This window comes from Jatrophihabitans sp. (assembly GCA_036399055.1).
GTDB lineage: Bacteria > Actinomycetota > Actinomycetes > Mycobacteriales > Jatrophihabitantaceae > Jatrophihabitans_A.
Map to the genome: position 1 here is coordinate 24,133 of DASWNX010000019.1, position 23,452 is coordinate 47,584.

Annotated in this window: 4 protein-coding genes; all 4 read right to left on the bottom strand. The window is 72.8% G+C overall.

Translation table 11 applies throughout. The annotated features are described in order from the left end of the window. Window positions 1–40: 40 nt before the first annotated feature. Genes VGB75_07570 through VGB75_07585 form a run of 4 tightly spaced genes read right to left on the bottom strand, consistent with a single transcriptional unit; the run spans window position 41 to window position 23,142 of the window. Entirely contained in the window at window positions 41–9,508 is a 9,468-nt protein-coding gene (locus VGB75_07570) for an amino acid adenylation domain-containing protein (protein HEY0166883.1), read from the bottom strand. Next, window positions 9,505–13,803 (bottom strand): amino acid adenylation domain-containing protein, encoded by a 4,299-nt coding sequence (locus tag VGB75_07575; GenBank protein ID HEY0166884.1) that lies wholly within the window; start codon window positions 13,801–13,803, stop codon window positions 9,505–9,507. The genes VGB75_07570 and VGB75_07575 overlap by 4 nt, the downstream gene beginning before the upstream one ends. After that, window positions 13,800–22,919 (bottom strand): amino acid adenylation domain-containing protein, encoded by a 9,120-nt coding sequence (locus VGB75_07580; GenBank protein ID HEY0166885.1) that lies wholly within the window; start codon window positions 22,917–22,919, stop codon window positions 13,800–13,802. Before VGB75_07580 ends, VGB75_07575 begins: the two co-directional genes overlap by 4 nt. Next, entirely contained in the window at window positions 22,906–23,142 is a 237-nt protein-coding gene (locus VGB75_07585) for an MbtH family protein (protein ID HEY0166886.1), read from the bottom strand. Before VGB75_07585 ends, VGB75_07580 begins: the two co-directional genes overlap by 14 nt. Window positions 23,143–23,452: the final 310 nt, after the last annotated feature.

Consider the following 23,452-nt stretch of genomic DNA (forward strand, 5'->3'; position numbering starts at 1 on the left):
GAGCGGTTCTTCAACACAGGCCGCAGCTCTCAGCACACGGTCAGCAGTTCTCATACACCGGCAGCTCGGCCGCGTCGAGGGCCGCGTTCACGCTCTGGGCGATCGCCTGCGCCATCGGCGGGCGGACGATGCCGTAGTGGGTGGTGTCCAGCACCGAACAGCTGACCAGACCCGGCAGCAGCGCGTGCCACAGCTGTCGCCTCTGCGCTGCCGAGCCCTGTTCGGGCAGACCCGCCACCGGCCGGCCGGCCAGCCACAGCTCGGTCGGCGTCTCGGCCAGCGCCGGCAGCTCGTAGTGCGCCATGCTGGCCAGGTTGGCGCGGCAGCAGCGCGCCAACCGGTCGGCGTAGGCCGCTGCCTCGACCCCACCGCCCGCCGCTGATCGGTCCACCGTGGGGACGCCGGCTGTCGGGGCGTCGGACGGGTGACTCGCCTTCGCGCCGTGCCCGAGCTCCAGCGCGAACACGGTCCTTAGCTGTTGCTCGTCGTAGGCCTGCAGGGACGTCCCGCTGCCGGGTGGTGGCGGATCGAGCAGGTAGAGCGCGGTCGCCGGCTGACCGGCCGCCTCGCACTCGGCGGCCATGGCCAGCGCGACCCAGGCGCCGAATGACCAGCCGGCCAGCCGCCAGCGCCGCTGGGCTCGGGGAAAGCGCTTGTGCAACGCCTGGTGATAGCGCCGCGCGCGCTCGTCCAGCGACCACGGCGGCAGCTCCGGCCGGTACAGCGCGGGGTCGGCGATCAAGCAGACGGTCAGCCGTGGGTCCAGCGCCGACACCAGCGACCGGTAGGCCTGAATGTCACCACCCACCGGGTGGATCAGGCACAGCAGGTCGTTTCCGGTGCCGGTCTGCCAGACCTCGACCGTCACCGGCTCGCCGGAGCCGTCGCCGGTCGCCGCGCCGGCGGCGATGCCGTCCGTCGCTGCCGCGCCTGGCGCCAGTGCGGCGCCGCCGGCTGTCGCCTCGTACTGGGCCAGCACCTCAGCCAGGCTGGCCCGGTGGCTCAGCCGGGCCAGCTCGATGTCGACGCCGAAGCGCTGCTTCACCTCACCGATCAGGTCCAGCAGGACCAGCGAGTCGGCGCCCAGGTCATACAGCGAGGCGGCGGGATCGAGTCGGTCCACGCCCAGCCAGCGACACAGGCAGTCCGCCAGGTGCTCGGCCACCCAGCCGTTCGAGTGCGGCAAGCCGTTCGAGTGCGGCAAGCTGGTCGCGGTGGTGACCGTCCTGGCGCCGTCGGCGGTCGAGCCCATCGGCGGCACCGGCGCGCGGTCCGCGTGATGGCCCGCGCCGGCCGTCGGCGCGTAGAAATCACGGGCCTGTTCCAGAGGGGTGGTGCTGACCAGCACCTGCGGCAGCCCCAGCCGTAACGCCCGGGCGAACACCCGCTGGGCCTCGGCCACCGCGAGCCCGACAGCCAGGTGCGCCTGGTGGCGGGCGTCGCCGCGCAGGGCCTGGCGCGCCATGCCGACCTCGCTCCAGACGTCCCAGTCGATGCCCAGGCGCTCAGTGCTCTCAGCCTGGCCCCGATAGCGGGCGAAGCCGTCGGTCAGGCCGTTGGCGGCGGCGTAGTCGAGCTGCCCGATGCCTCCGAACAGAGCCGACATCGAGGAGCAGTAGGCGGCGAAGGCCGGTTGGTAGCGCTGGATAAGGCCCTCCACGAGCAGGCAGCCGTGCAGCTTGGCGGCCATCGCCTGCCGCATCGCGGCCGCGTCGCGCCGGGCGATCAGAGCCCCGGCTGCCACGCCGGCGGCATGCACCACCCCGTCGAGCCGGTCGAGGTGTCGCTCGAGCCGGCCCAGCACCGTCTCAAGCGGCTCCTGGGCCAGGTCGGCCTCGACCAGCTCGATCCGGTCAGCCCAGCTCGCGAGGTCAGCCGGCAGCTTCGCGCGCCGGGCCAACAGGACCACCCGGCAGTCGGCCTGAGCCAGCAGCCAGCCGGCGATGCTGCTGCCGACACCGCCGGTGCCGCCCAGGACCAGGTAGACGCCGCCGTCGATGGGCGGCCCGCCGGCTGTCCCGGCAACGCCGTCGACCGCGCTGCCGACCGGCTCGGGCGCGGTCACCGGCAGGGTCGCCGGCTGCCACCAGTAGCCCTGGCGCAGTGCCAGCCGTCGCGGCAGTCCGACCTCGGCGCCGGTGCCCATCCCGGCCAGCAGCGCTGCCAGCGGCGCCGCCCAGTCGGCCGGGTCGGGGCAGGGCAGGTCCAGCCACCGCCCGTCGACACCGCATTCCTGGGGCGCCACCTCGCAGGCGCCGGCCAGCAGGCCGAACTCCGGCCGCGCGACGTCGCCTTGGACCGGCTGCCCCTGGTAGGACAGCCACCAGAGCCGCAGTCCGATAGCCGCCGGGAGGCCGGCCACCGCCTGCAGCAGCGCAGCCGGCGTGTCCAGGCAGGCCCAGCCGGCGCGGCTGAGCGCGTGCTGGCCGACCGGACCGTCGACCGCCAACGGCAGCGCGTGCAGCCAATCGATGCCGACCTCAGCCGGAAGGCTCAGCTCGTTCAGCAGCCGCGACAAGGATGCCGGGTCACCTGGATCGACCTGGTAGGCGTCGTCACCGGCCAGCTTGGCGAATGCGTCCCCGGCGCTGACCCGGACCACCCGGGAGTAGGCCTCGTCGAAGGGCCGCAACGCCTCGGCCGGCGCCGGCCGAGCCGTCATGATGACCAGCAGCCGGGATGTCCGGGCGCCGCCGCCGACGGCTGCGCGGCGCCATCGCGCCCACTGCGGCTGGTGCAGCCAGGCGTCCTCAGGTAGACGCTCCAGGGCGGGCGGAGCCGCCGGAGCGGGCTGGGCGGTTGCCGGCGCCGCCCGTCCGAAGTCGAACTCCGCGAGCTCGAAGGCCGGCGGCGGGAAGTCCCACGGTGGCTGGGATGGTCCGGCAGGCCAGCGGAGCGTGGCGCCGCTCAGCCAGGCGGCGCTCAGCGCCTCGATCCGCTGATCATCGACCGGCTCACCGGCTTCGACCGGCTCACCGGGGGGTGCCAGCACCCCGGCTGTCGTGCGCAGCCATGCCACCGCGCTGGTCACATCCGGGCAGTGCGCCGCCATCCGCCAGCGGCGAGCGGGCCGGCCGGCCTGCAGGTGCCGCAGGACCTGCCGATAGCTCTCGGGGCGCCCGGTCAGGTAGTCAGCGATCCGGTCGGCGTCGGCGCGCAGGGCCGCGGCGCTGCTGCTGGACAGCATCAGCAGGGCGGGCGGACAACCAGCGCCGGCTGCCGACTGGGGCGCTGCCCACGGTGCCGACTGGGGCGCTGCCCATGGTGACGACGGTGACGATTCAGCGGCCTCCAGCACCAAGTGGCTATTGGTGCCGCCGATGCCGAAGCTGCTCACCGCGGCCACCCGCGGCCGCCCGGCCGGCCAGCGCGCCGCCTCGGTCGGGATGTAGAACGGCGCCGGGTCGGGCCCGAGCTCCGGATTGAGACGGTGGAAGTCGACATTCGGCGGGATCACCCCCGCATGCACCGCCAGGGTGGCGCGGACGAGCCCGATGACCCCGGACGCTGCGCCGAGGTGCCCGATCTGGCTCTTCACCGAGGACAGCGCGCACTGGGCGGACTCGGCCAGCTCGTAGGCCTGGCGCAGCGCGCCGACCTCGACCGGGTCACCGAGCCGGGTGCCGGTGCCGTGCGCCTCGACGTAGCCCAGCTCGGCGCTGGTGCGACCGCTGCGCCGCAACGCCGACCGGATGACCTCGCGCTGGCCGGCAAGCGCCGGTGCGCTGTAGCTGAGCTTGGCGGAGCCGTCGTTGTTGACCGCCGAGCCGGTGATCACCGAGTAGACGGTGTCGCCGTCGCGCTGGGCCAGCCGCAGTGGCTTGAGCACCACCACGCCGACCCCGCTGGCGCCGATGGTGCCGCTGGCGTCGTCGCTGAACGGGCGGCAGTGGCCGTCGGAGGAGAAGACGTGCTGCGGCCGGTAGCGGTAACCCTGGCTCAGCAGCGGGTCGACCAGCACACCGCCGACCAGCATCACCTCGCTGTCGCCCTGGCGCAGCATCCCGGCGGCGACGTGCACTGCCAGCAGCGAGCTGGAGCAGGCGGACTGCACGGTGAAGGCCGGCCCGGTCAGGCCCAGGTGATAGGCCGCCTTGGTGGCCAGGAAGTCCTTGTCATGATGCAGGGCCAGCTGGAAGCTGTCCGGCAGCCGGGCCGGGTCGCCCTCGCGCAGCATCGACTGGAAGTAGGTGTTCTCACCGCAGCTGGCCACCAGCCCGACCCGCTGATCGGCCGGCTCGGCGATGCCCGCATGGGCCAGCGCCTGGACGCAGCTCATCAGCAGGTGCCGCTGCTGCGGATCCATCAGCAGGGCCTCTTGCCGGCTGATCCCGAAATGGCCCGGGTCAAAGGCCAGCACGCCGTCCAGCTGGCTGCGGGCGCCCACCAGCCCGTCGGCGGCGTCGAAATGCTCGATGCCCCGCCGGCCGGCGCACACCAGGTCCCAGAAAGCGGCCAGGTCACTGGCGCCGGGCAGCCGGACCGCCATGCCGATCACCGCGATCGGCTCGATCGCCGATCCGGCCGGTGCCGGCTCGGCAGTGTCGGGACGGTCCGCGACGCGGACGCCGCCGCCGATCCGAGGCTGGTCCGCGGCGCCGTCGACAAACCTGGCCAGCCCGCGGATGGTGACGTGCTCGAAGAGGTCGGCGATGCTCAGCGACAATCCCAGCTCGGCGGTGCAGCGCAGCTGAAAGCGCATCAGGCCGAGGCTGGACGCGCCGGCGTCGAAGAACCGCTCATCGAGGGAGATCGGGCTGCCGATGACCGCCTCGAACAGCTCGCTCAGCTGAGCCTGCCGCGTGGTCAGGTCCAGCGCGTCGCCGGTGCGCTGGCGCAGCTCCTCACCCGGCGCGCTCAGCATCCGGCGGCGGTCCAGCTTGCCGCTGGCGGTCCTGGGCAACGCCGCCAGCAGGCGGAACCGGTTGATCCGCACGTAGGAGGGCAGCAGCGGGGCCAGGTGCTCGGCCAGCTCGGCAACCGAAGGCGGGTCCGCGCGGCACTGCAGGCAGGCCACCAGCTGCTCGCCGTCGAGCACCACCACCGCCGCGGTGATCGCCGGGTGCCGCAGCAGGGCGGCCTCCACCTCGCCCAGCTCCAGGCGATGGCCGCTCACCTTGACCTGGTGATCCTCACGGCCCAGGTAGTGCAGCAGCCCCTGCCGGTCGAACCGGGCCTGATCCCCGGTCCGGAAGAAGCGCCCGAGCCCGGGCAGCTCGAGGAAGCGGGCCCGGTTGAGCTCGGGGTCATCCAGGTAGCACGGCGCGACCAGCGGGCCGCCGATCAGCAGCCGGCCGGGGCAGTCCGGCGGAACGGGCTGGCCGGCCTCGTCGACCACCCGTAGCCAGTGGTTGGCCACCGGCTCTCCGATGGCCGGGCGGACCGGCCAGCGCGCCGGGTCGCCGTCCAGGCATAGGCTGCTGACCACGTGGGTCTCGCTGGGGCCGTAGTGGTTGAACAACCGGGCGCCGGGCATGCGTGAGAACCAGCCGCGGATCGCCTCGGTGCACAGCAGCTGCTCGCCCGCGGTGACCACCTCGCGCAGCCCTCGCGGATAGCGGCCCAGCAGGACGCCGTGCTCGGCGAGCAGCTGCAGCGCCACGTAGGGCATGTAGATCCGCTCGATGCCTGCCGAGTCCAGTTGCTCCAGCAGCGCGGGCGCGTCCTGGCGCCAGCCCGGCTCGATCACATGCAGGCATCCGCCGCCGCACAGCGTCGAGAAGATCTCCTGGAACGAGACGTCGAAGGACAGCATGGAGAACTGCTGGGTGACCGCCTCGGACGCCAGGTCACCGGCCTCGTGCTGCCACTGCAGCAGGTTGCACAGCACCTCATCGGGCACCTGCACGCCCTTCGGCGTGCCGGTGGAGCCGGAGGTGAACAGGGTGTAGAGCGGCCGCCGACCAGCGTGCGGAGGCAGCGCCGGCCCGGTCGCGGCGCGCAGTCGCACCGGGTGCCGGGGCAGGTCGCCGGTGTCGATGACAGCCGTGGAGTCCGGTGGGAGAAGGACGCACAGCGGGTCGATCTGGCTCAGGATGTGGCGCAGCTGCTCCGGCGGGTACTCCGGGTCCAGCGGCACGATGGTCAGGTTGAGCCGGGCCAACGCCAGCAGCGCCACCACATGCTCGACCGAGGCCTCCAGGTGTAGGGCCACGCAGCAGGGCTGGTCATCAGCTGAGGGCAGCGAGTAGTTCGCCAGCAGCTCAGCGGCTAAGGCGCCTGCGTAGGATTCGAGTTCGGCGTAACTGACGGCCCGGTCGCCGGCCCGCAACGCCGGAGCGTGCGGCGAGCGCCGGACCTGGCGGTCAAAGCCCTCGGCCACCGTGGCGTAGCTCAGCGTCCTGCTCGGGCCCCGGCCGGGCTCGGGCAGGCCGGCGCGGTAGCCGGCCACCAATTCCGACAACGTCGCCGACCGTCCCTCGACCAGCCAGTCCAGCCCCTGGGAGAACAGCGCGGCCAGCGCCTGGGCGTCGGCGCGGTCGAAGTAGGCGTCGGCGTACTCCCAGAGGCAGTCCAACCCCTCGGCGTGCTCGAGCACCGTCAGGGTCAGCGCGCACTTGGCGTGGGCGGGGGCCGAGAACTCCGGACGGCTGGAGCAGCCGGGCAGCGCCAGGCTGGCGAAGTCGGTGTTCTCCAGCACGAACAGAAAGTCGAACAGCGGCCCGTCCTCGCGGAACCGGTGATCGCTGAGCACGTCGGCCAGCGCCACGTCCTGCCGGTCCAGCACCGCCTTGCTTGCCTCGCTGTGGCGTCGCAGCTGCTCCCGCAAATCCTCGGCCGGGTCCAGCGGCAGCGGGATGAGCACGGTGTTGGCGAACATCCCGACGCTGGCCTCGAACTCCTGCACCGGCCGGTTGGCGACCGGGCTGGCGATCAGCGGCCGGTTCCGGCCGGTCACGCCGTACAGGCTCCAGGCGAACACCCCGAGCATCAGCTGGAACCGGGTCAGCCCCAGCTCGGCGCCGAGACGGTCAAGCTCGGCGCGGCGGGCCTGACCCAGCTCGACGCGCTTCAACCGCCCGGGGGGACGGGCCGCCGCCGTCACCGGCTCAAGAGGCTCCGAGACCTCCGCCAGCTCGGCGTAGTGGGCCTGCAACTGCGCGCGCTGGAGGGCGTAGGCCGGCCGGCTGAACCACTCGGCCTGCCAGTCGGCGTAGTCGAGCGGGGTGGGTGCGGAGTCCGCGCCAGGCGCCGGGGCCGCCCCGAGCGCGGCGGCGTACTCGGCCGAGAGCGTCTGCAGCAGCAAGGTGACCGACCAGCCGTCCACGGCGATGTGGTGCAGCCGCAGCAGCAGCACCCCGCCGTCGCCGTCGGCCAGCCAGCAGGTCTGCAGCATCCTCGGCCGAGCCAGGTCGAACGGCTCGGCGAACAGCCGGTCGGCGAACGGGCGCCAGTCACTGGTCGGCGGGGAGCCGGGCTGCCGGTCCGGCTCCAGCCACGGGTCATACGGCTCGGCCACCACCTGGCGAAGGCCGTCGGCGGCGGGAGAGAAGCCGGTTCGCAACGCCGGGTGACGCGCCACCACCCGTCGCGCCGCATGCCGCAGCGCCGGCACGTCGACGACGCCGGCCAGCCGGAAAGCCAACCCGACGTTGTAGGCCACCGACTGCGGGTCCTGCTGCTGCAACAACCACAGCCGCTGCTGCTCGGTGGTGGCCGGCGCCGAGCTCGCGCCCGCCGCCGTCACCGGCGCCGGATAAGGCGAGTCAGCCTGGTCCCGACCGGTCGCGATCGCCTCGGCCAACTGCCCGAGCTCGGCCTGCAGCACCAGCCCGGCCGGCAGCTCGCTTCCCCAGCGCCGCCGGACCTCAAAGCGCAAGCGCAGCGCCTTGAGGGAGTCGCCGCCGTTGGCGATCCAGCGGTCACCCGGGCGCAGCCCGCTCACCCCCAGCACCTCGGCGGCCACGTCCAGCACCTCCCGCTGCCATTCAGTGACCGCTGCCGAGCCGGCGTCGGCGCGCCATGGCGGGTCCTCGCGGCTGAGCAGCGCGTCCCGGTCGACCTTGCCGTTGGCAGTCAGCGGCAGGGACTGGAGGAGATACACCCGGTGCGGGCGCATGTAGGACGGCAGGCTCGCCGCCAGGTGGTCCTCGAAGGCCTGGAACGTCAGCTCCTGGCCCAGCACCAGATAAGCCAGCAGCTCGTTGGCGCCGAGCGCGTCACGACGGGTGCAGACGTAGGCCTGGCGCACCGCCGGATGAGCCAGCAGCTGCCGCTCCAACTCGCCCGGCTCGATGCGGAAGCCACGCACCTTGACCTGGCGGTCGGTCCGGCCGACGTAGCAGATCAGGCCGTCGGCGTCGCGGCGGACCAGGTCGCCGCTGCGGTAGTAGCGCTCGCGCCCGCCGTCCAGCCACGGCAGCCGGAGGAAGCGCAGCGCCGTCTCATCGGCCAGGTTGCGGTAGCCGAGTGAGACGGCCTCGCCGCCGAGGTAAAGCTCGGCTGTCTCCCCGTCGGCGGCCAGGCGCCCGTCCTCGGTGACCAGCAGCGCCTCGGTGCCGGGCAACGGCCGGCCGATCGGCACCACGTCGGCGTCGAAATCCCGGGGGATCGGGTGGCAGAGCGCGAACGTGGCGGTCTCGGTGGGCCCGTAGACGTTGTGCAGCACGGTGTGGCTGCCGGGGTTGTCGCGGTACCAGCGCTTGATCAGCGCGGCGTTGAGCTGCTCGCCGCCCACCAGCACCTGGCCGACGCCGGCGAAGCAGTTCCGCACCTGGTCGATGACCGCGTTGAACAGCGCCGTCGTGATGAACAGCGTGTCGACGCGCTCGGCCAGCAGCGCCGCCGCGAGCCGCTCCGGCGCCTGCACCGTCTCGTCGTCGAGGATCACGCAGCAGGCGCCGGTCAGCAGCGGCGTCCAGACCTCGAAGCTCAGCGCGTCGAAAGCCGGGTTGGACAGGCTGGCATAGCGCGCGGCCTTGTCGAGCTGGAGATAACCCGGCCGGGCCAGCCGCAGGATGCCGGCGTCGGGCACCTCGACGCCCTTGGGCCGGCCGGTGCTGCCTGAGGTGTAGAAGATGAAGCGGGCGGGCGGGCAGTCGCCGGCCGCCTCGGTCCCGGGTTGGCCGTTTCCGGCGGCTGTATCGGTGGCGAGGTCGGCGGCTGTCTCGGTGGCGAGCAGGGCCGCCACCGTCAGCGGCCGCACCCCGTCCGGCAGGTCGGCGGTGTCGGCCTCGCGCCCGATGAGCGCCACGCAGCCCGAGTCGGTGAGCATGTGGCGCTGCCGCTCCGGTGGGCTCTGCCCGTCCAGAGGAACCACCACCGCGCCCGCCCGCAGGATGCCGAGCATGGCGCAGACCAGCTGCCAGGACCGCGGCAGGCACACCGCGACCGCGTCGCCCGGGCCGACGCCGGACCGGCGCAGTCCCTCGGCGACCGCGGCGCTGGCGGCGGCCAGTTCGGCGTAGTCCAGCCGCCGGTCGCCATCGACCACCGCAACGGCGTCTGGCGTCTGGTCGGCCTGGGCCAGCACCGCTTTCGCCAGTGACTGGGACATCGGCTGGTTCACGATCCGTGCCTCACCGATTCGCTCAGCCCTGCCGTTTCGCTCAGCCCTGCCGATTCGCTCAGCCCCACCGATTCGCTCAGCCCTGCCGTTTCGCTCAGCCCCACCGAATCGGGTCTGACCGAATCGGACCCGACCGAAGCGGACCCGACCTCATCAGGCCGTGACAGGCAGTCCAGCTCCCGGCCGATCAGCGCGGCCACCCCCCGCACCTCGTCGGTCTCCAGGATCTCCCAGTGATCGCAGTCCACCACCTCCACAGCCAGGCCCTGACCGGCCCGGCGCTGCCAGAACTCCAGCGCCTGCCGGACCGAGGCCTCGTCCCGGTTGGCGACTGCCTGCAGCAGCACCAGCCGGGCCGGCGACGGCGGTGTCAGGTAGTCGCGCATGCTCAGCCGGTTGTGGTTGTAGACCCGGAAGTACTGCTCGATCTGGGAGTCCTCGATGCCCGGGTACATGCCGTTGAACTTAATCAGCTTGTCCCGGAACTCCGGCAGCTCCACCGGCTCGATCTCGGCACGTTCGGCCGGGTCGTCGGTGCCCTGAGTGTCCAGCAGCAGCACGCTGACCCTGGTGTTGCCGGCTAGCGCCAACCTGCGTCCCATCTCATAGGCCACCAGCCCGCCGTAGGACAGCCCGGTCAGCACCAGCGGCCCGTCGAGCATCGGCTCGATCAGCCGCAGGTAGGCCTCGGCCATCGCCTCCACCGTGGGCAGAAAGGCCTCGCCGGGATTCACCCCCGGCGACTGGATGCCGTACACCCCGAACGCCGCGGGCAGTGCCTTGGCCAGCGACAGATAACAGAACGCGGTGCCGCCGGCGGGGTGCACGCACACCACCCGCCGGTGGGCCTGGCCAGGCTCGGCATCGCCCGGCCGGAACTCGATCAGGTTTCCGGGCGGGCCGCCGGCGCCCCGGCGCAACCGGGCTGCCAGCGCCTCGATACTCGGGTGCGCCACGATCTCTGAGATCGGCAGCCGCTGGCCGAACGCCTCGTTGATGGCGTGGGCCAGCTTGATGGCCGAGATGGAGCTGCCGCCGACGTCGAAGAAGCTGTCGGAGATGCCGATGTCGGGCTGCAGCAGCAGCCGTTCCCAGATCTTGTAGAGGGTCAGCTCGACGTGGTCGCGCGGGCTGGCCTGGTTGACCTGCATCGGCGCGTCGGCCAGCCCCTGGCGCAGCAGCGCCGCGCGGTCGAGCTTGCCGTTGGCGGTCCGCGGCAACTCCGCCAGCTCCAGGAACACCGCCGGGATCATGTAACCGGGCAGCTGCCGGGACAGCGCCTCCCGCCATTCGGCCGGCTGCTGCGCCGAGGCCTCGCCGCGCGCGACAGCGGCCACCAGCCGTGGTTCGGCGCCGCTCTCATCGAGCAGGACGGCCGCCTCGCGCACGCCGGGCTGCTCGCGCAGCACCGCCTCCACCTCCCCGAGCTCGACCCGGAAGCCGCGCAGCTTGACCTGGTGATCGCGGCGCCCGGCATAGCAGAGATCGCCGTCTGGCAACCGCCGGCCCAGGTCGCCGGTGCGATACATCCGCTCGCCCGGCACGAAGGGGTCCGGCACGAACCGCTCGGCGGTCTGGCCTGGCCGGCCGAGGTAGCCGCGGGCCACGCCGGCGCCGCCGATGTAGATCTCGGCCGCCACCCCGATCGGCACCGGCCGCAGCCGCTCGTCCAGCAGGTAGATGCGGGTGTTGTCCAGCGGCCGGCCGATCGGGCACTGGCGAGCCAGCGGTCGGGGGTCGAGATAGGCGCTGCTGTAGACGGCGGTCTCGGTGGGGCCATAGCCGTTGAGCACGCGCAGCCCTGGCAGCTCCTGGCACATCCGGTGCAGCGCCAGCTCGGGCAGCGGCTCGACCCCGACCAGCAGTTGGCGCAGCGCCAGCCCGGACAACCGCTCGGCGGGCGCCTCGTCGATCCATGTGACGTAGGCCGGCGGCAGGTAGGCCTGTTCGATCCGATGCTCGCGCAACCAGGCCATCAGCGCCTCGGGATCGACCCGGACCTCCTCCGGCGCCAGGTGCAGCGCGCCACCGCTGGTCAACGGCAGCAGGATCTCCTGCACCGAGACGTCGAAGCCGATGCTGGACCACAGGGCCGCCGCCGCGCCGGGCGCCGGGCCCAGCCGGGCCAGCCAGTGGTCGAGCAGGGTGGTGACGCTGGCGTGGCTGACCGCGACGCCCTTGGGCCGACCGGTCGAGCCGGAGGTGTAGATCACGTACGCCAGGTTTGCGGGATGGACGGCGACGCCGGGTCGGTCCTCGCGCCCGCCCTCCGCCTCCAGGGCCGCCAGCGGCGTCCCGCCCACGGGAGCGGAGTCAGTGAGAGCTGAGTCAGTGAGAGCTGAGTCAGTGGGAGCGGAGTCGGTGGGAGCGGAGTCGGTCAGCACCAGGGCCGGCTGGGCGTCGGCGACCATGCCGGCCAGCCGCTCGGCGGGCAGCGCCGGGTCCAGCGGCAGGTAGCCGGCGCCGGCCTTGAGGATGCCCAGGATGCCGACCACCAGCTCGACCGAGCGCTGCATGCACAGCCCGACCAGCTGGTCAGGCCCGACGCCGCGGCCGATCAGGGCGGCGGCCAGCCGGTTCGCGCGGCGGTCCAGGGTGGCGTAGTCCAGCGACTGGCCTCGGCTGACCACCGCGAGTTGGGCGGGAAAGCGGCTGGCCTGGACCTCGAACCGCTCGACCAGGCCGGCCGGTCCTGCCAGGGCGTCCGGGGCGGCGACGCTCAGGGCGGCGGCGTGCGGGGCGGCGTTGTAGCCGTAGAGCTCGTGCTGCCGTTCGGCGGCGCTGAGCAGCTCGAGCTCGCCGATCGGCCGGTGCGGATCACGGCTCACCTGCTTCAGCAGCCGGACGAAGTGCGCCGCCATCCGGGCGATCGTGGCGGGCTCGAACAGGTCGCTGTCGTACTCGAACAGCAGCTCCAGCTCACCGCCGCGCTCGGTCACCTCCAGCGCCAGGTCGAAGCGGGCCGCGCCGGTGCTGGTCTCCAGCGGTCGCAACGCCAGCCCGGGCAACTCCTGCTCTCCCAGCGGCATGTTCTGCAGCACCAGCATCACCTGGAACAGCGGCGAGTAGCTGGCGTGCCGCTCCGGCCGCAGCGCCTGGACCAGCTGCTCGAAGGGCTGGTCGGCGTGGGCGTAGGCCTCCAGCACCCGGTGGCGCACCTGGCCCAGCAGCTCGGAGAAGGGCTGGCCCGGCGCCAGCTGGCTGCGGATCACCACGGTGTTGATGAAGTGGCCGATCAGCTGCTCCAGCTCGCTGGAGTCGCGGTTGGCGAACGGCGTTCCGACGCACACGTCGTCCTGCCCGCTGTAGCGCCACAGCAGCACCGACAGGCTGGCCATCAGCGTCATGAACAGCGTCGCCTCGCCGGCCCGGCTGAGGGCGTGCAGACCGCGGAGGGTGCCGGCGTCAGCGGTGACGTAGAGGCGCCCGCCCTGAAAGCGCTGGGCGGCCGGTCGCGGCCGGTCGGTCGGCAACGCCAGCAGGGTCGGCGCGTCGGCGAGGCGGGAGGCCCAGTACTCCAGCGCGTCCCCCGGCTCGCGCTCGCGCTGCCACAGCGCGTAGTCCGGGTACTGGACGGCCAACTCCGGCAGCGGTGACGGCCTGTCCTGCAGGTAGGCGCCGTAGAGCTGGCCCACCTCGTGCACCAGGATGCCGATCGACCAGCCGTCGGCGACGATGTGGTGGACGTTGAGCAGCCAGCGGTACTGCTGTGGGCCCAGCTTGAGCAGGCTGGTGCGCAGCAGCGGTCCGGTGGCCAGGTCGAACGGGGCCCGGGCGTCGGCCTCGGTGATCTGGCGGGCCCGTTCCAGCCGCTCGGGCGCCGGCAGGCCGGTGAGGTCGGTCAAGGTCATCGGAGCCGGGCCGGCGGGCAGCACCTGCTGACAGGGCTCGCCGTCGACGAGTGGGAACACGGTGCGCAGCGACTCGTGCCGGCGGACCACCTCTGACACCGCCCGTCGCAGCGCGGTGAGGTCCAGCTCGCCGGTGATCTCGAACGCGGAAGGGTTGTTGTAGAAGGGGTTTCCGGGCGACAGCTGGTCGAGATACCAGAGCTGGCGCTGGGAGGATGACAGCGGCAACGGCGCGTCCGAGGGCGGCCGGCGGTTGAGCCGACCGGCGCCGGGCTGCGCGTCGCCGCTGAGGATGGCGATCAGTTGCTGCTTGTTCCGCTTGAGCGCGGCCAGCCGGTCGGGGGTGAGAAAGCCTTTGGGCGCGGTGAGCCGGAGCTTGCCGTCGGCGACCTCGAGGCCGACGGCATGGTGGTGAAACAGCTCCAGCAGCTCGTAGGCGTTCATATCTCGATCTGTTCCATCTCGGCGCCGTCCATTTCGGCGCCGTCCATCTCGGCGCCGTCCAGCTCGATGCTGCCCGGCTGCGGCGCCCGCAGGCCGCCCACCATCGAGTAGACCAGCTGGTGGGTCGGGCCCAGCTCCAGCAGCGGAGCCAGCTCGGCCCGCTCCACCGAGCCGATGCCGCACAGCCCCACGCCCAGCTCCGGCGCGGCCATCGTCAGCAACTGCGCCATCGCACCGGCCTCGACCTGGCAGAAGCCCAGGCTCTCAGACCCGTAGAGCGGCTCGATCGCCGCCAGCTCGGCCACCAGGAACAGCGCGAAGGCGGCCGCCTGGAACACCGGGCGGTTGACGAAGTAGTCATAGGCGTCCGGGCTCAGCGTCCGTCCGGCGCCGACCGCCACCAGCCGGTGCTCGCTCGGGTCGTAGTAGTACGCCCCGCCCGGCACGCCGGCCACCCGGCCCGGCTTGAGATAGAGGTAGGTCTGCACCGGGTAGCTGCTGCCGGCCGAGCCGTAGAGGTACTTCCCACGGCCGTCCAGCTCGCGCTGGGACAGCCACGCCAGCAACTGGGACAAGGTCTGGACGCCGACCGGCTCGGTGCGGAACTGCCGCACCGAGCGCAGCTGGGCATAGCGGCGCGCGAAGGCCGGATCGGTCGGGGCGGCCAGCGCGACGGCCGGCGCGCCGCTGTCGACGCTGCGCAGCCCGAGACCGGCCGCCTTGAGCTGCTGCCGTGCCCGCGGGTCCTCGACCACGCCGACGCCGTCCGCGCTCGCCGGACCGCTGGAGGCGCCCGGCGCGTGCTGGGCGCCGCGCTGGGCGCGGGCGGCGATCGCCTGCTCACGGCAGTGCTGGCCGAACATCGCGAGCAGCTCGGTCAGAGTGGGCTTGCGCATCAGCTGGGCCAGCTGCGGCCGGAAGCCCAGCTCGCTGGACAGCGCGTTGGCTATCCGGACGACGTCGATCGACGTGGCCCCGAGTTGCAGCAGGTTCGCCTCCGCCGCGATGCACGGCTGGTCCAGCACGCCCTCGACGATCGCCACCAGCCGAAGCTCGGCCGGTGACCGCACCGCCGGGGCCTCGGCCGCGGGCTGGCTCGCGCGGCCGGGCTCGGGCAGCCGGCTTCGGTCGACTTTTCCGTTGGTCGACAAGGGGAAACTGTCGAGAAAGGTGATCGAGGACGGCACCATGTAAGCCGGCAGCTTGCCAGCCAGGTGCTCGGTCAGCTCGTGCCGGCTCGGCTCATCCTGGCCCTGCCCAGCCCGGTCCACCACCACATAGCCGGCCAGCCGCTTGTCGCCGTGCGCCTGCCCCCAGACCCGGACCGCGGCGGCCCGCACCGCCGGGTGCGCCTCGAGCGTCGCCTCGATCTCGCCCAGCTCGACGCGGTAACCGTGCACCTTGACCTGGCCGTCCTCCCGGCCGAGGAACTCGATGTCACCGCTGGGCAGCAACCGGCCCAGGTCGCCGGTTCGGTAGAGCCGCTCGCCGGTGATCGGGTGGGTGATAAAGCTGGCGGCGGTGCGGGCCTCGTCGCGCCAGTACCCCTGGGCCAGGCCGATGCCGCCGATGTGGAGCTGGCCCGGCACCCAGGTCGGGCAGGGTCGCAGCGCGTCGTCGAGGACGTGGAACTGCTGGTTGGCCAGCGCCTTGCCGTACGGGACGCTGCGCCAGGCCGGGTCCAGTTCGCCGATCGGGTAGTGGATCGACCAGATCGAGGCCTCGGTGGCGCCGCCCAGGCTGTGCACCTGGGCCGCGGGCGCGAGCCGGCGCAACCGGCCCGGCAACGCCAGCGGGATCCAGTCGCCGGACAGCATCACCAGCCGCAGCGAGGGCGGCAGCTCGCGGCCGCCCTCGGCGTACTCGACGAGCATGCCGAGCAGCGTCGGCACCGAGTTCCAGACGCTCACCCGGTGGGCGTGCAGCAGCTCCAGCCAGTGGGCCGGGTCGCCGGCCAGCTGCGGCCTCAGCAGCACCACCGCCGCTCCGGCGGCCAGCGCGCCGAAGATGTCGAACACCGACAGGTCAAAGCTCAGCGACGACAGCGCCAGCACCCGGTCGGCCGGGCCGACGGCAAAGCGCTGGTTGACGTCGAGGAGGGTGTTGACCGCGCCGCGGTGATCGATCATCACGCCCTTGGGGGCGCCGGTCGAGCCCGAGGTGTAGATCACGTAGGCCAGGTCATCCCCGGTCCGGCTCACCGGCTGCCAGTCCGGGCCGGCGGGGCCGCAGGAGCCCTCGTCGACCGCCAGCGCCGACACGCCGGCTGGCAGCTCCACGGCGTTGGCCCGGCCCGGTTGCACCAGCACCAGCCGGGCCTCGGTGCGCTCCAGCAGGTGGGCGACCCGCTCGGCCGGCAGCGTCGGGTCCATCGGCAGGTAGGCGGCGCCGGCGTACAGCACCGCCAGGGTGGCCGCCACCTGCTCCCAGCCGCGTTCCAAGCTCAGCGCCACCAGCTCGCCGGGCCGCACGCCGGCCGCCTGCAGCCGCCCGGCCAGCCGGCGCGCCTGGAGGTCCAGCTGCCCATAGCTCAGCTGCCGGTCCGCCGCCAGCACCGCGACCGCCTCGGGCTGGGCCTGCGCCCGGCGCTGGAACAGCTCGTGCAGCAGCGGCAGCGCCGGCGGCGACGGCTGGACCGACGGCTGCAGCCGGGCCAGCGGCAGCAACTGGTCGACGGTGGCCTGCCAGGCCGCCGGCTCGGCCAGCCGGTCCAGCAGCGCGCAGTAGGCGGCGAACATCTGGGCCACCATGCCCTCGCCGAACAGCTCGTCGATGCTGTCCCAGTTGAATTGAAGCCGGCCCTGGACCTCGAACACCGTGTGGTCGATCCACACCTGCGGGGTCTGGGTGATGCTGTGCGCGGTCTCGCCGCCTAGTGCCCGGGCCAGGTCGCCTTCGGTGAACTGCGCCTGTCCGGGGGCGGTGTCGGCCATGCCCACCGTGCTGTTGAACACCACCGGCATCGCGCCGGGCTGGGTGCCGCGTGCCTTCGACAGCTCGCGCACCACCAGCACGCCGCTCATCGCCGAGTGGTCCATGTCCTGCCACAGCCGGTCCTGGACCGCGCGGGCCTGCTCGGCGAAGCCGGCGTCGGCGGCCACGTCCACCTCGAGCAGCACCAGCGAGGTGAAGTCGCCGAGCACCGAGTTGATGTCCGGGTGCAACGGCAGCCGGTTGAACAGCGGCAGGCTCAGGGTGAAGCGCGGCTGCCGGCTCCACAGCGCCAGCACCTCGGCGAACGCGGTCAGCAGCAGCGTCGAGGCGGTCACCCCGTGCCGTCCGGCGATCGCCTTCAGCGCGTTCCACTGCTCGGCTGGCAGCACCTGCTGGTAGCGGGTGAAACGCGGCCGGCGGACGGTGTCGGGCTGGCGGGCCAGCGGCAGGTCCGGCGGCCCGGCCAGGCTTCCGGCCCGCTGCTGCCAGTACCGCCGGGCGCGCTGGTAGCGCGGGCCCTGCCGCAGCGACCGCTCGGCGAGCACGCAGTCGCGGAAGGTCACTCCCAACGGCGGCAGCTCGGCGTCGGGGTCGGTGTAGAGCTGAGCCAGCTCGCGCTCCAGCAGGTCGGTGCTCGCGGCGTCGAGAATCAGGGCGTCGGTGCTCAGGTGCAGCCGGACCTCGCCGTCGAGCAGGGTCACCGCGAACTCGAACAGCGGCCAGCGGCCGGCGTCGAACAGCTGGTGCGACATCCGGTCCCGGATCTCGGCCAGCCCGCGGTCGGCATCCGACGGCGCCAGGCCGCGCAGATCGTGGTGGGTCATCTGGTACGGCGGCGTCTGGGCCAGCACCCGCTGCTGGCCGTCGGAGGAGAACACCGCCCGTAGCATGTCGTGCCGGTCGATCAACCGGTTGAGCGCCCGGGTGAAGCGGTCGGAGTCGAACTCGGGCAGCCGGATCTCCTCATAGCCGTGCGCGCCGACCCCGCCGAGGGAGATGGTGGAGTCCCGGCCCACCCAGTAGGCCTGCTGGATGTCGGTCAGCGGGAAGGGCTGGTGGCGACCGGCCGGGTCGGGCGCCAGCCGCGGCAGCACCAGCGCCTCCTCGGCGGCGTCCCCGTCCGGCAGCGCACCGGCGGGCTGCTCGGTCGACTGGCGGGCCAGATGGCTGGCCAGGTCGGCCAGCACCGGATGCTGGAACAGGCTGCGCAGCGACAGCCGCGCCGACATCCGCTGGTTGACGGCGGCGATCAGCCGGGTCGCCAGCAGCGAGTGCCCGCCCAGGGCGAAGAAGTCATCCCGCGCCCCGACCCGGTCCAGGCGCAGCACCTCGGCCCAGATCTCAGCCAGCCGCGCCTGGGTCTCGGTGGCCGGCGGCTGGTAGCCGGCCGCGTCACCGGCGCGCTCCGGCGCGGGCAGCGCCCGGCGGTCCAGCTTGCCGTTCACCGTCAGCGGCAACCGCTCCAGCGGCACCCATCGGGTCGGCACCAGGTGCCCCGGCAGCCGCTGGGCCAGTTGCTCGCGCGCGGCCTCAACGGTGATGGCGCCAACCAGGTAGCCGACCAGGTGCTGATCACCCGGCTGGTCCTCGCGCACCAGCACGGCCGCCTCCCGCACGCCGGGCAGCGCCAGCAGCGCGCTCTCCACCTCGCCGAGCTCCACCCGGAAGCCGCGCACCTTCACCTGACGGTCGGCGCGGCCGGTGTAATCCAGGCTGCCGTCGGGATGCCGGCGGACCAGGTCGCCGGTCCGGTACATCCGCTCGCCCGCCGCGCCGAACGGGTCGGGCAGGAAACGCTGCGCGGTCAACCCCGGCCGGTGCAGGTAGCCGCGGGCCAGGCTGGCGCCGGCGATGTAGAGCTCGCCGACGACGCCGACCGGAACCGGCTGCAACCGGGCGTCGAGGACGTAGAGCCGGGTGTTGTCCACGGCCGTCCCGATCGAGGGCAGCGCCGGCCAGCGGTCGGCGTCGGCGACCGGCAACACCTCCTGGCTGGCCGCGTGCGTCTCGGTGGGGCCGTACTGGTTGTAGAACCGCTCGCCGCCGAGCCGCCGCAGCCAGGCCCGCAGCTGGTCGTTGACCTGCAGCGCCTCACCGGCGGTGATGATCTCGCAGCCGGACGGCGGCCCGGGCAGGGCGCTGTCTGCTAAGCCCGCCACCTGCTGCAGCACCGCGGACGGCAGGAACGCGCGCTGCACATCGTGCTCGGCCAGGAAGCGGTCCAGCCGGTCCAGCTCCTGGTGGCTGCCGTCGGGCAGCAACACCAGGGTGGCCCCCTGGCACAGCGTGCTCCACACCTCCTGGAAGGAGACGTCGAAGCTGATGGAGGCGAACTGCAGCACCCTGGCGGCGGGCCGGCTGCCGGCTGTCGCGCGGGTCAGCTGCCACTGCACCAGGTTGTCGGCGGTGCGCCAGGTCTGGGCGACGCCTTTGGGCTGGCCGGTCGAGCCGGAGGTGTAGAGGACGTAGGCCAGCTGGGCGGGCAGCCGGTCGACCGCCGGGTCCTGGACCGGCGCGCCGGCCCAGCCGACGGAGTCGGTGTCGAGGCAGAGCACTGCAAGCGAGCCTGGGGCCAGCGCCCCGGCCAGCGCCGCCCGGGTGCTGCTGTCGGTGAGCAGCATCGCCGGCCGGCTGTCGGCCAGCAGGAAGCCCAGCCGCTGCGCCGGATACCCGGAGTCCAGCGGCAGGTAGGCCGCGCCTGCCTTGAGCACGGCGGCCAGCGCGACGATCAGCTCGGGGCAGCGCGGCAGGCAGACCGCGATCACCGAGTCGGGCCCGACGCCCTGGCCGCGCAGGTGATGGGCCAGCTGGTTGGCGGCGGCGTCGAGCTGGGCGTAGGTCAGCCTCTGGCTGCCGGACTCCACCGCGATGGCGTGCGGGGTGGCGGCGACCTGTGCCCGGAACAGCTCGGCGATGGTGTGGGCCACCGGCTGGTCGGTGGAGTGCGCCTCCTGCGCCAGCCGCCGGCGTTCGGCCGCGTCCACCAGGGCCAGCGTCGCGGCGGGCTGGTCCGGCTGCCGGGCCAGCTGGTCCAGGGCGTGTCGCAGGTAGCCGGCGATGCGCTCGGCCGACTCCGCGTTGAACAGCGCGCTGGCGTACTCCAGGGTCCCCACGACCCGGCCGTCGGACTCCCCGAGTGACAGCGTCAGGTCGTACTTGGCCACCGAGCTGACCGCGCCCAGCGCGCGCACCTGCACGCCAGGCAGCTTCAATTCGGAATTCTCGTTGTTCTGCCAGGCGAAAAGGACTCCGAACACCGGCGCGTGGGCCAGGCTGCGAGCCGGGTTGACCAGCTCGACCACCTGCTCGAACGGCAGGTCCTGGTGCTCCAGCGCCGCCAGCGTCACCGCGCGCACCCGCTGCAGCAGCTCGGCGCCGGTGGGGTCGCCGGTCAGGTCGACCCGCAACGCCAGGGTGTTGACGAAGAACCCGATCAGGTTCTCCAGCTCGGGCCGCCGGCGGTTGGCGGTGGGCGTGCCGATGACCACCTCGTCCTGCCCGGACAGCCGGCTGAGCACCAGCGCCCAGCCGGTCAGCACGGTCATGAACAGCGTGCAGCCATGCCGCTGGCTCAGCGCGTGCAGTGAGGCGGTCAGCTCGGCGTCGAGCTCGACCCGCAGTTGGTCACCGCGGTAGTCCTGCTCGGCGGGACGGGGGGTGTCGGTCGGCAGTTCGAGCAGCGCCGGCGCGCCGTCCAGGGCCCGCTTCCAGTACTCGCACTGGCCGGCCAGCACCTCACCGCTCAGCCACTGGCGCTGCCAGGCCGCGTAGTCGGCGTACTGCGCCGGCAGCGGCGGCAACTGCGCCGGCCGGCCCTCGCGCAGGGCGGCGTAGAGCACGCCGAGCTCGCGGGCCAGCACGTCGATCGACCAGCCGTCAGACATCACGTGGTGCAGGGTCAGCAGCAGCACGTGCCGCCGCGGACCCAGCACCACCAGCCGGCCGCGGGCCAGCGGCCCCCGGGCCAGGTCGAAGGGCTCGGCGGCTTCCTGACCTCGGATGCCGACCAGCTCGGCCTCGGCGTCGGCGTGGCCGCTCAGGTCCACGATCGCCAGCTGAAAGCCGGTGTCGGCCGGGTCGATCTGCTGAACGGGCGAGCCTGAGACGGTAACCAGGCGGGTGCGCAGCGCCTCGTGCCGAGCGGCCAGCGCGTCGAGGGCGCCGGCCAGCGCCGACCGGTCCAGCGGGCCGTCCAGGCTGAACGCCTCGACCACGTGGTAGGCCTCGCTGCCGCCTTCCAGCTGCGCCAGGAACCACAGCCGCTGCTGGGCGAAGGACGGCGCCAGCGGCCCGGTCCGGTCGGCCACGGGTATGGGTGGCAGGCCCTGCTGACCGGCTGATGTCAGCTGCTGCGCTGAGGTCAGCCGCTCGGCCAGGCGCGCCACCGTGGGGGCGGCGAACAGCGCGGTGGCCGGCGCCTGATGGCCCAGTCGCTGGCTGATCCTCGACATCGCCCGGGCGGCCAGCAGCGAGTGCCCGCCCAGGGCGAAGAAATCGTCGTGCCGGGAGATCGGGCGCACCTCGAGCAGCTCGGCGAAGATCGTGGCCAGCTCGCTCTCCAGCGGCCCGACCGGCTCGGCGTGCTCACCCTGGCCGAAGGACTGCGCGTCGGGCGCGGGCAGGGCCTGCCGGTCGAGCTTGCCGTTGGGCGTCAGCGGCCAGGCGGCCAGGCGCACGTAGGCGGCCGGCGCCATGTGCGCGGGCAACGTCTGGGCCAGCCACTGCCGGACGGCGTCGGCGCTGGGGCCGGCCGGCTCGCTCTCGGAGTCGGGGCCGTCGCTGGGAGGGTCGGCGAGGTAGTAGGCCACCAGGCGCCGGTCGCCGTCGGCGAGCTCTCGGGGGGTCACCACCGCCTCCCGCACCCCGGGGCAGGTCGTCAACCGAGCCTCGATCTCGCCCAACTCGACCCGGAAGCCGCGGATCTTGACCTGGTAGTCCTCGCGTCCCAGGAACTCCAGCTCACCGCTGGGCAGCCATCGGCCGAGGTCGCCGGTGCGGTACAGCCGCTCGCCGTCGAGGAACGGGCTGGCCACGAAGCGCTCGGCGCTCAGCTCAGGCCGGTTCAGGTAGCCACGGGCTACCCCCGCGCCGCCGATGCAGATCTCCCCGGCCACGCCGTCGGGCGCCGGCTGCCCCGCCTCATCCAGCAGGTGGATCCGCACGCCGGGCAGCGGCCGGCCGATCGGCAGGATGTCCAGCCGGTCCAGCCCGTGCGCGGGCACCACGTAGTGGGTGCTGTCGACGCAGGCCTCGGTGACGCCGTAGGCGTGCACGATCTGCACCGTCGGACCGCACAGCTGTCGCAACCGGGCGGCGCTGGCCGCCGTCCAGACGTCGGAGCCGCAGACCACCGTCCGCAAGGCGGGCAGGCCGGCGCCGGCGCTCTGCCAGTGCTCCAGCATTGCGTTCAACACCGCGGGGACGAAGTCGGCGAAGCCGATCTGGCTGCGCCGCATCAGGGCGAGCAGGCCGGCGCCGTCGAGCAGCAGCTCGGACGGGCAGAGCACCAGCCGGCCGCCGAAGCCGAGCGCGCGCACCACGTCCGCGGTGAACACGTCGAAGGAGAAGCCGGCCATCTGCAGGTGCGCCAGGCCCGGGCGCAAATCCAGCACCTGCCCCCAGGCGTCGGCGATGGCAGCCAACTGGCCGTGCTCGACCAGCACCGCCTTCGGCTGGCCGGTGGACCCCGAGGTGTAGATGACGTAGGCCAGGTGCTGGCGGGTCAGGCCGACCTGGTGCGGGTCCGGGTCGGTGGTCGGGGCCTCGGCCCAGGCGTCGGTCTCGTCCAGCAGGAGCACGGAGGTGTCGGCCGGGACGGCAGGTCCGACGATGGCGGAGGTAGCGGTGTCGGTGATCAGCAGGGTGGGGTCGCTGTCGTGCAGCAGGTAGGCCAGCCGCTGGGTGGGGTAGTCGGGGTCCAGGGGCAGGTAGGCGCCGCCGGCCTTGAGCACGGCCAGCAGCGCGGTGATGAGCTCAGGGGTGCGGGGCAGGCTGATCGCGACCCGGGTGTCGGGGCCGACGCCGCGCTCGCGCAGATGGTGGGCGAGCTGGTTGGCGCGGGCGTTGAGCTGGGCGTAGGTCAGCTGCTCGGTTCCCGCTTCGACGGCGACGGACTCGGGGCCGGCGGCGACCTGTGCGCAGAACAGCTGGAGAAAGGTGCGGTACTGCTCAGCTGCCGGCAAGACCGATGCTCTCCTGTTCCGCCATCGCCTCGATCAAGCTTGCGGGGCGCATATCCGTCCAGTGCCGCTCGACGTAGTCCAGGCACTCCTGCCGGCTGCTGGCCGGCAACGCGATCGTCCAGCCCGCCGGGACGCCGGCGAACGCCGGCCACAGCGCGTGCTGCGCTTCGCCGTTGACCACGACGAGGTACTGGGCGTCGGGATCGTCGAACGGATTGCTCACCGTCGTATCCGGCGGCGAGCAAGGGAAAAAGCGCACGATGCACCAGCGGACGGTAGAGCCATGGCCGCGAGCATATCGGCTGAATTTCAGTTGGCTAGGGAGTTCTCCTTTTCAAACCCAGAAAGCGACCGCAGACACCTCGGTGTGGCACGGAATGCGGGCCTCAATGAGATCCAGGCACACAATTTGCTTCTGCACCAGCAAAACGGGCGATCGAGGACCGAGGCAATAGTCTTGCTCATACCGTTTTAGCCAAATACTGCCGAGGTGCCGGTGGAGTTCAAATCCCGCCCGATCCGGCAGCAATTCA

What these genes read in the sequence shown, in the direction of transcription:
- VGB75_07575 (HEY0166884.1), bottom strand. Translation starts at nt 13,803, where the DNA reads ATGAACGCCTACGAGCTGCTGGAGCTGTTTCACCACCATGCCGTCGGC.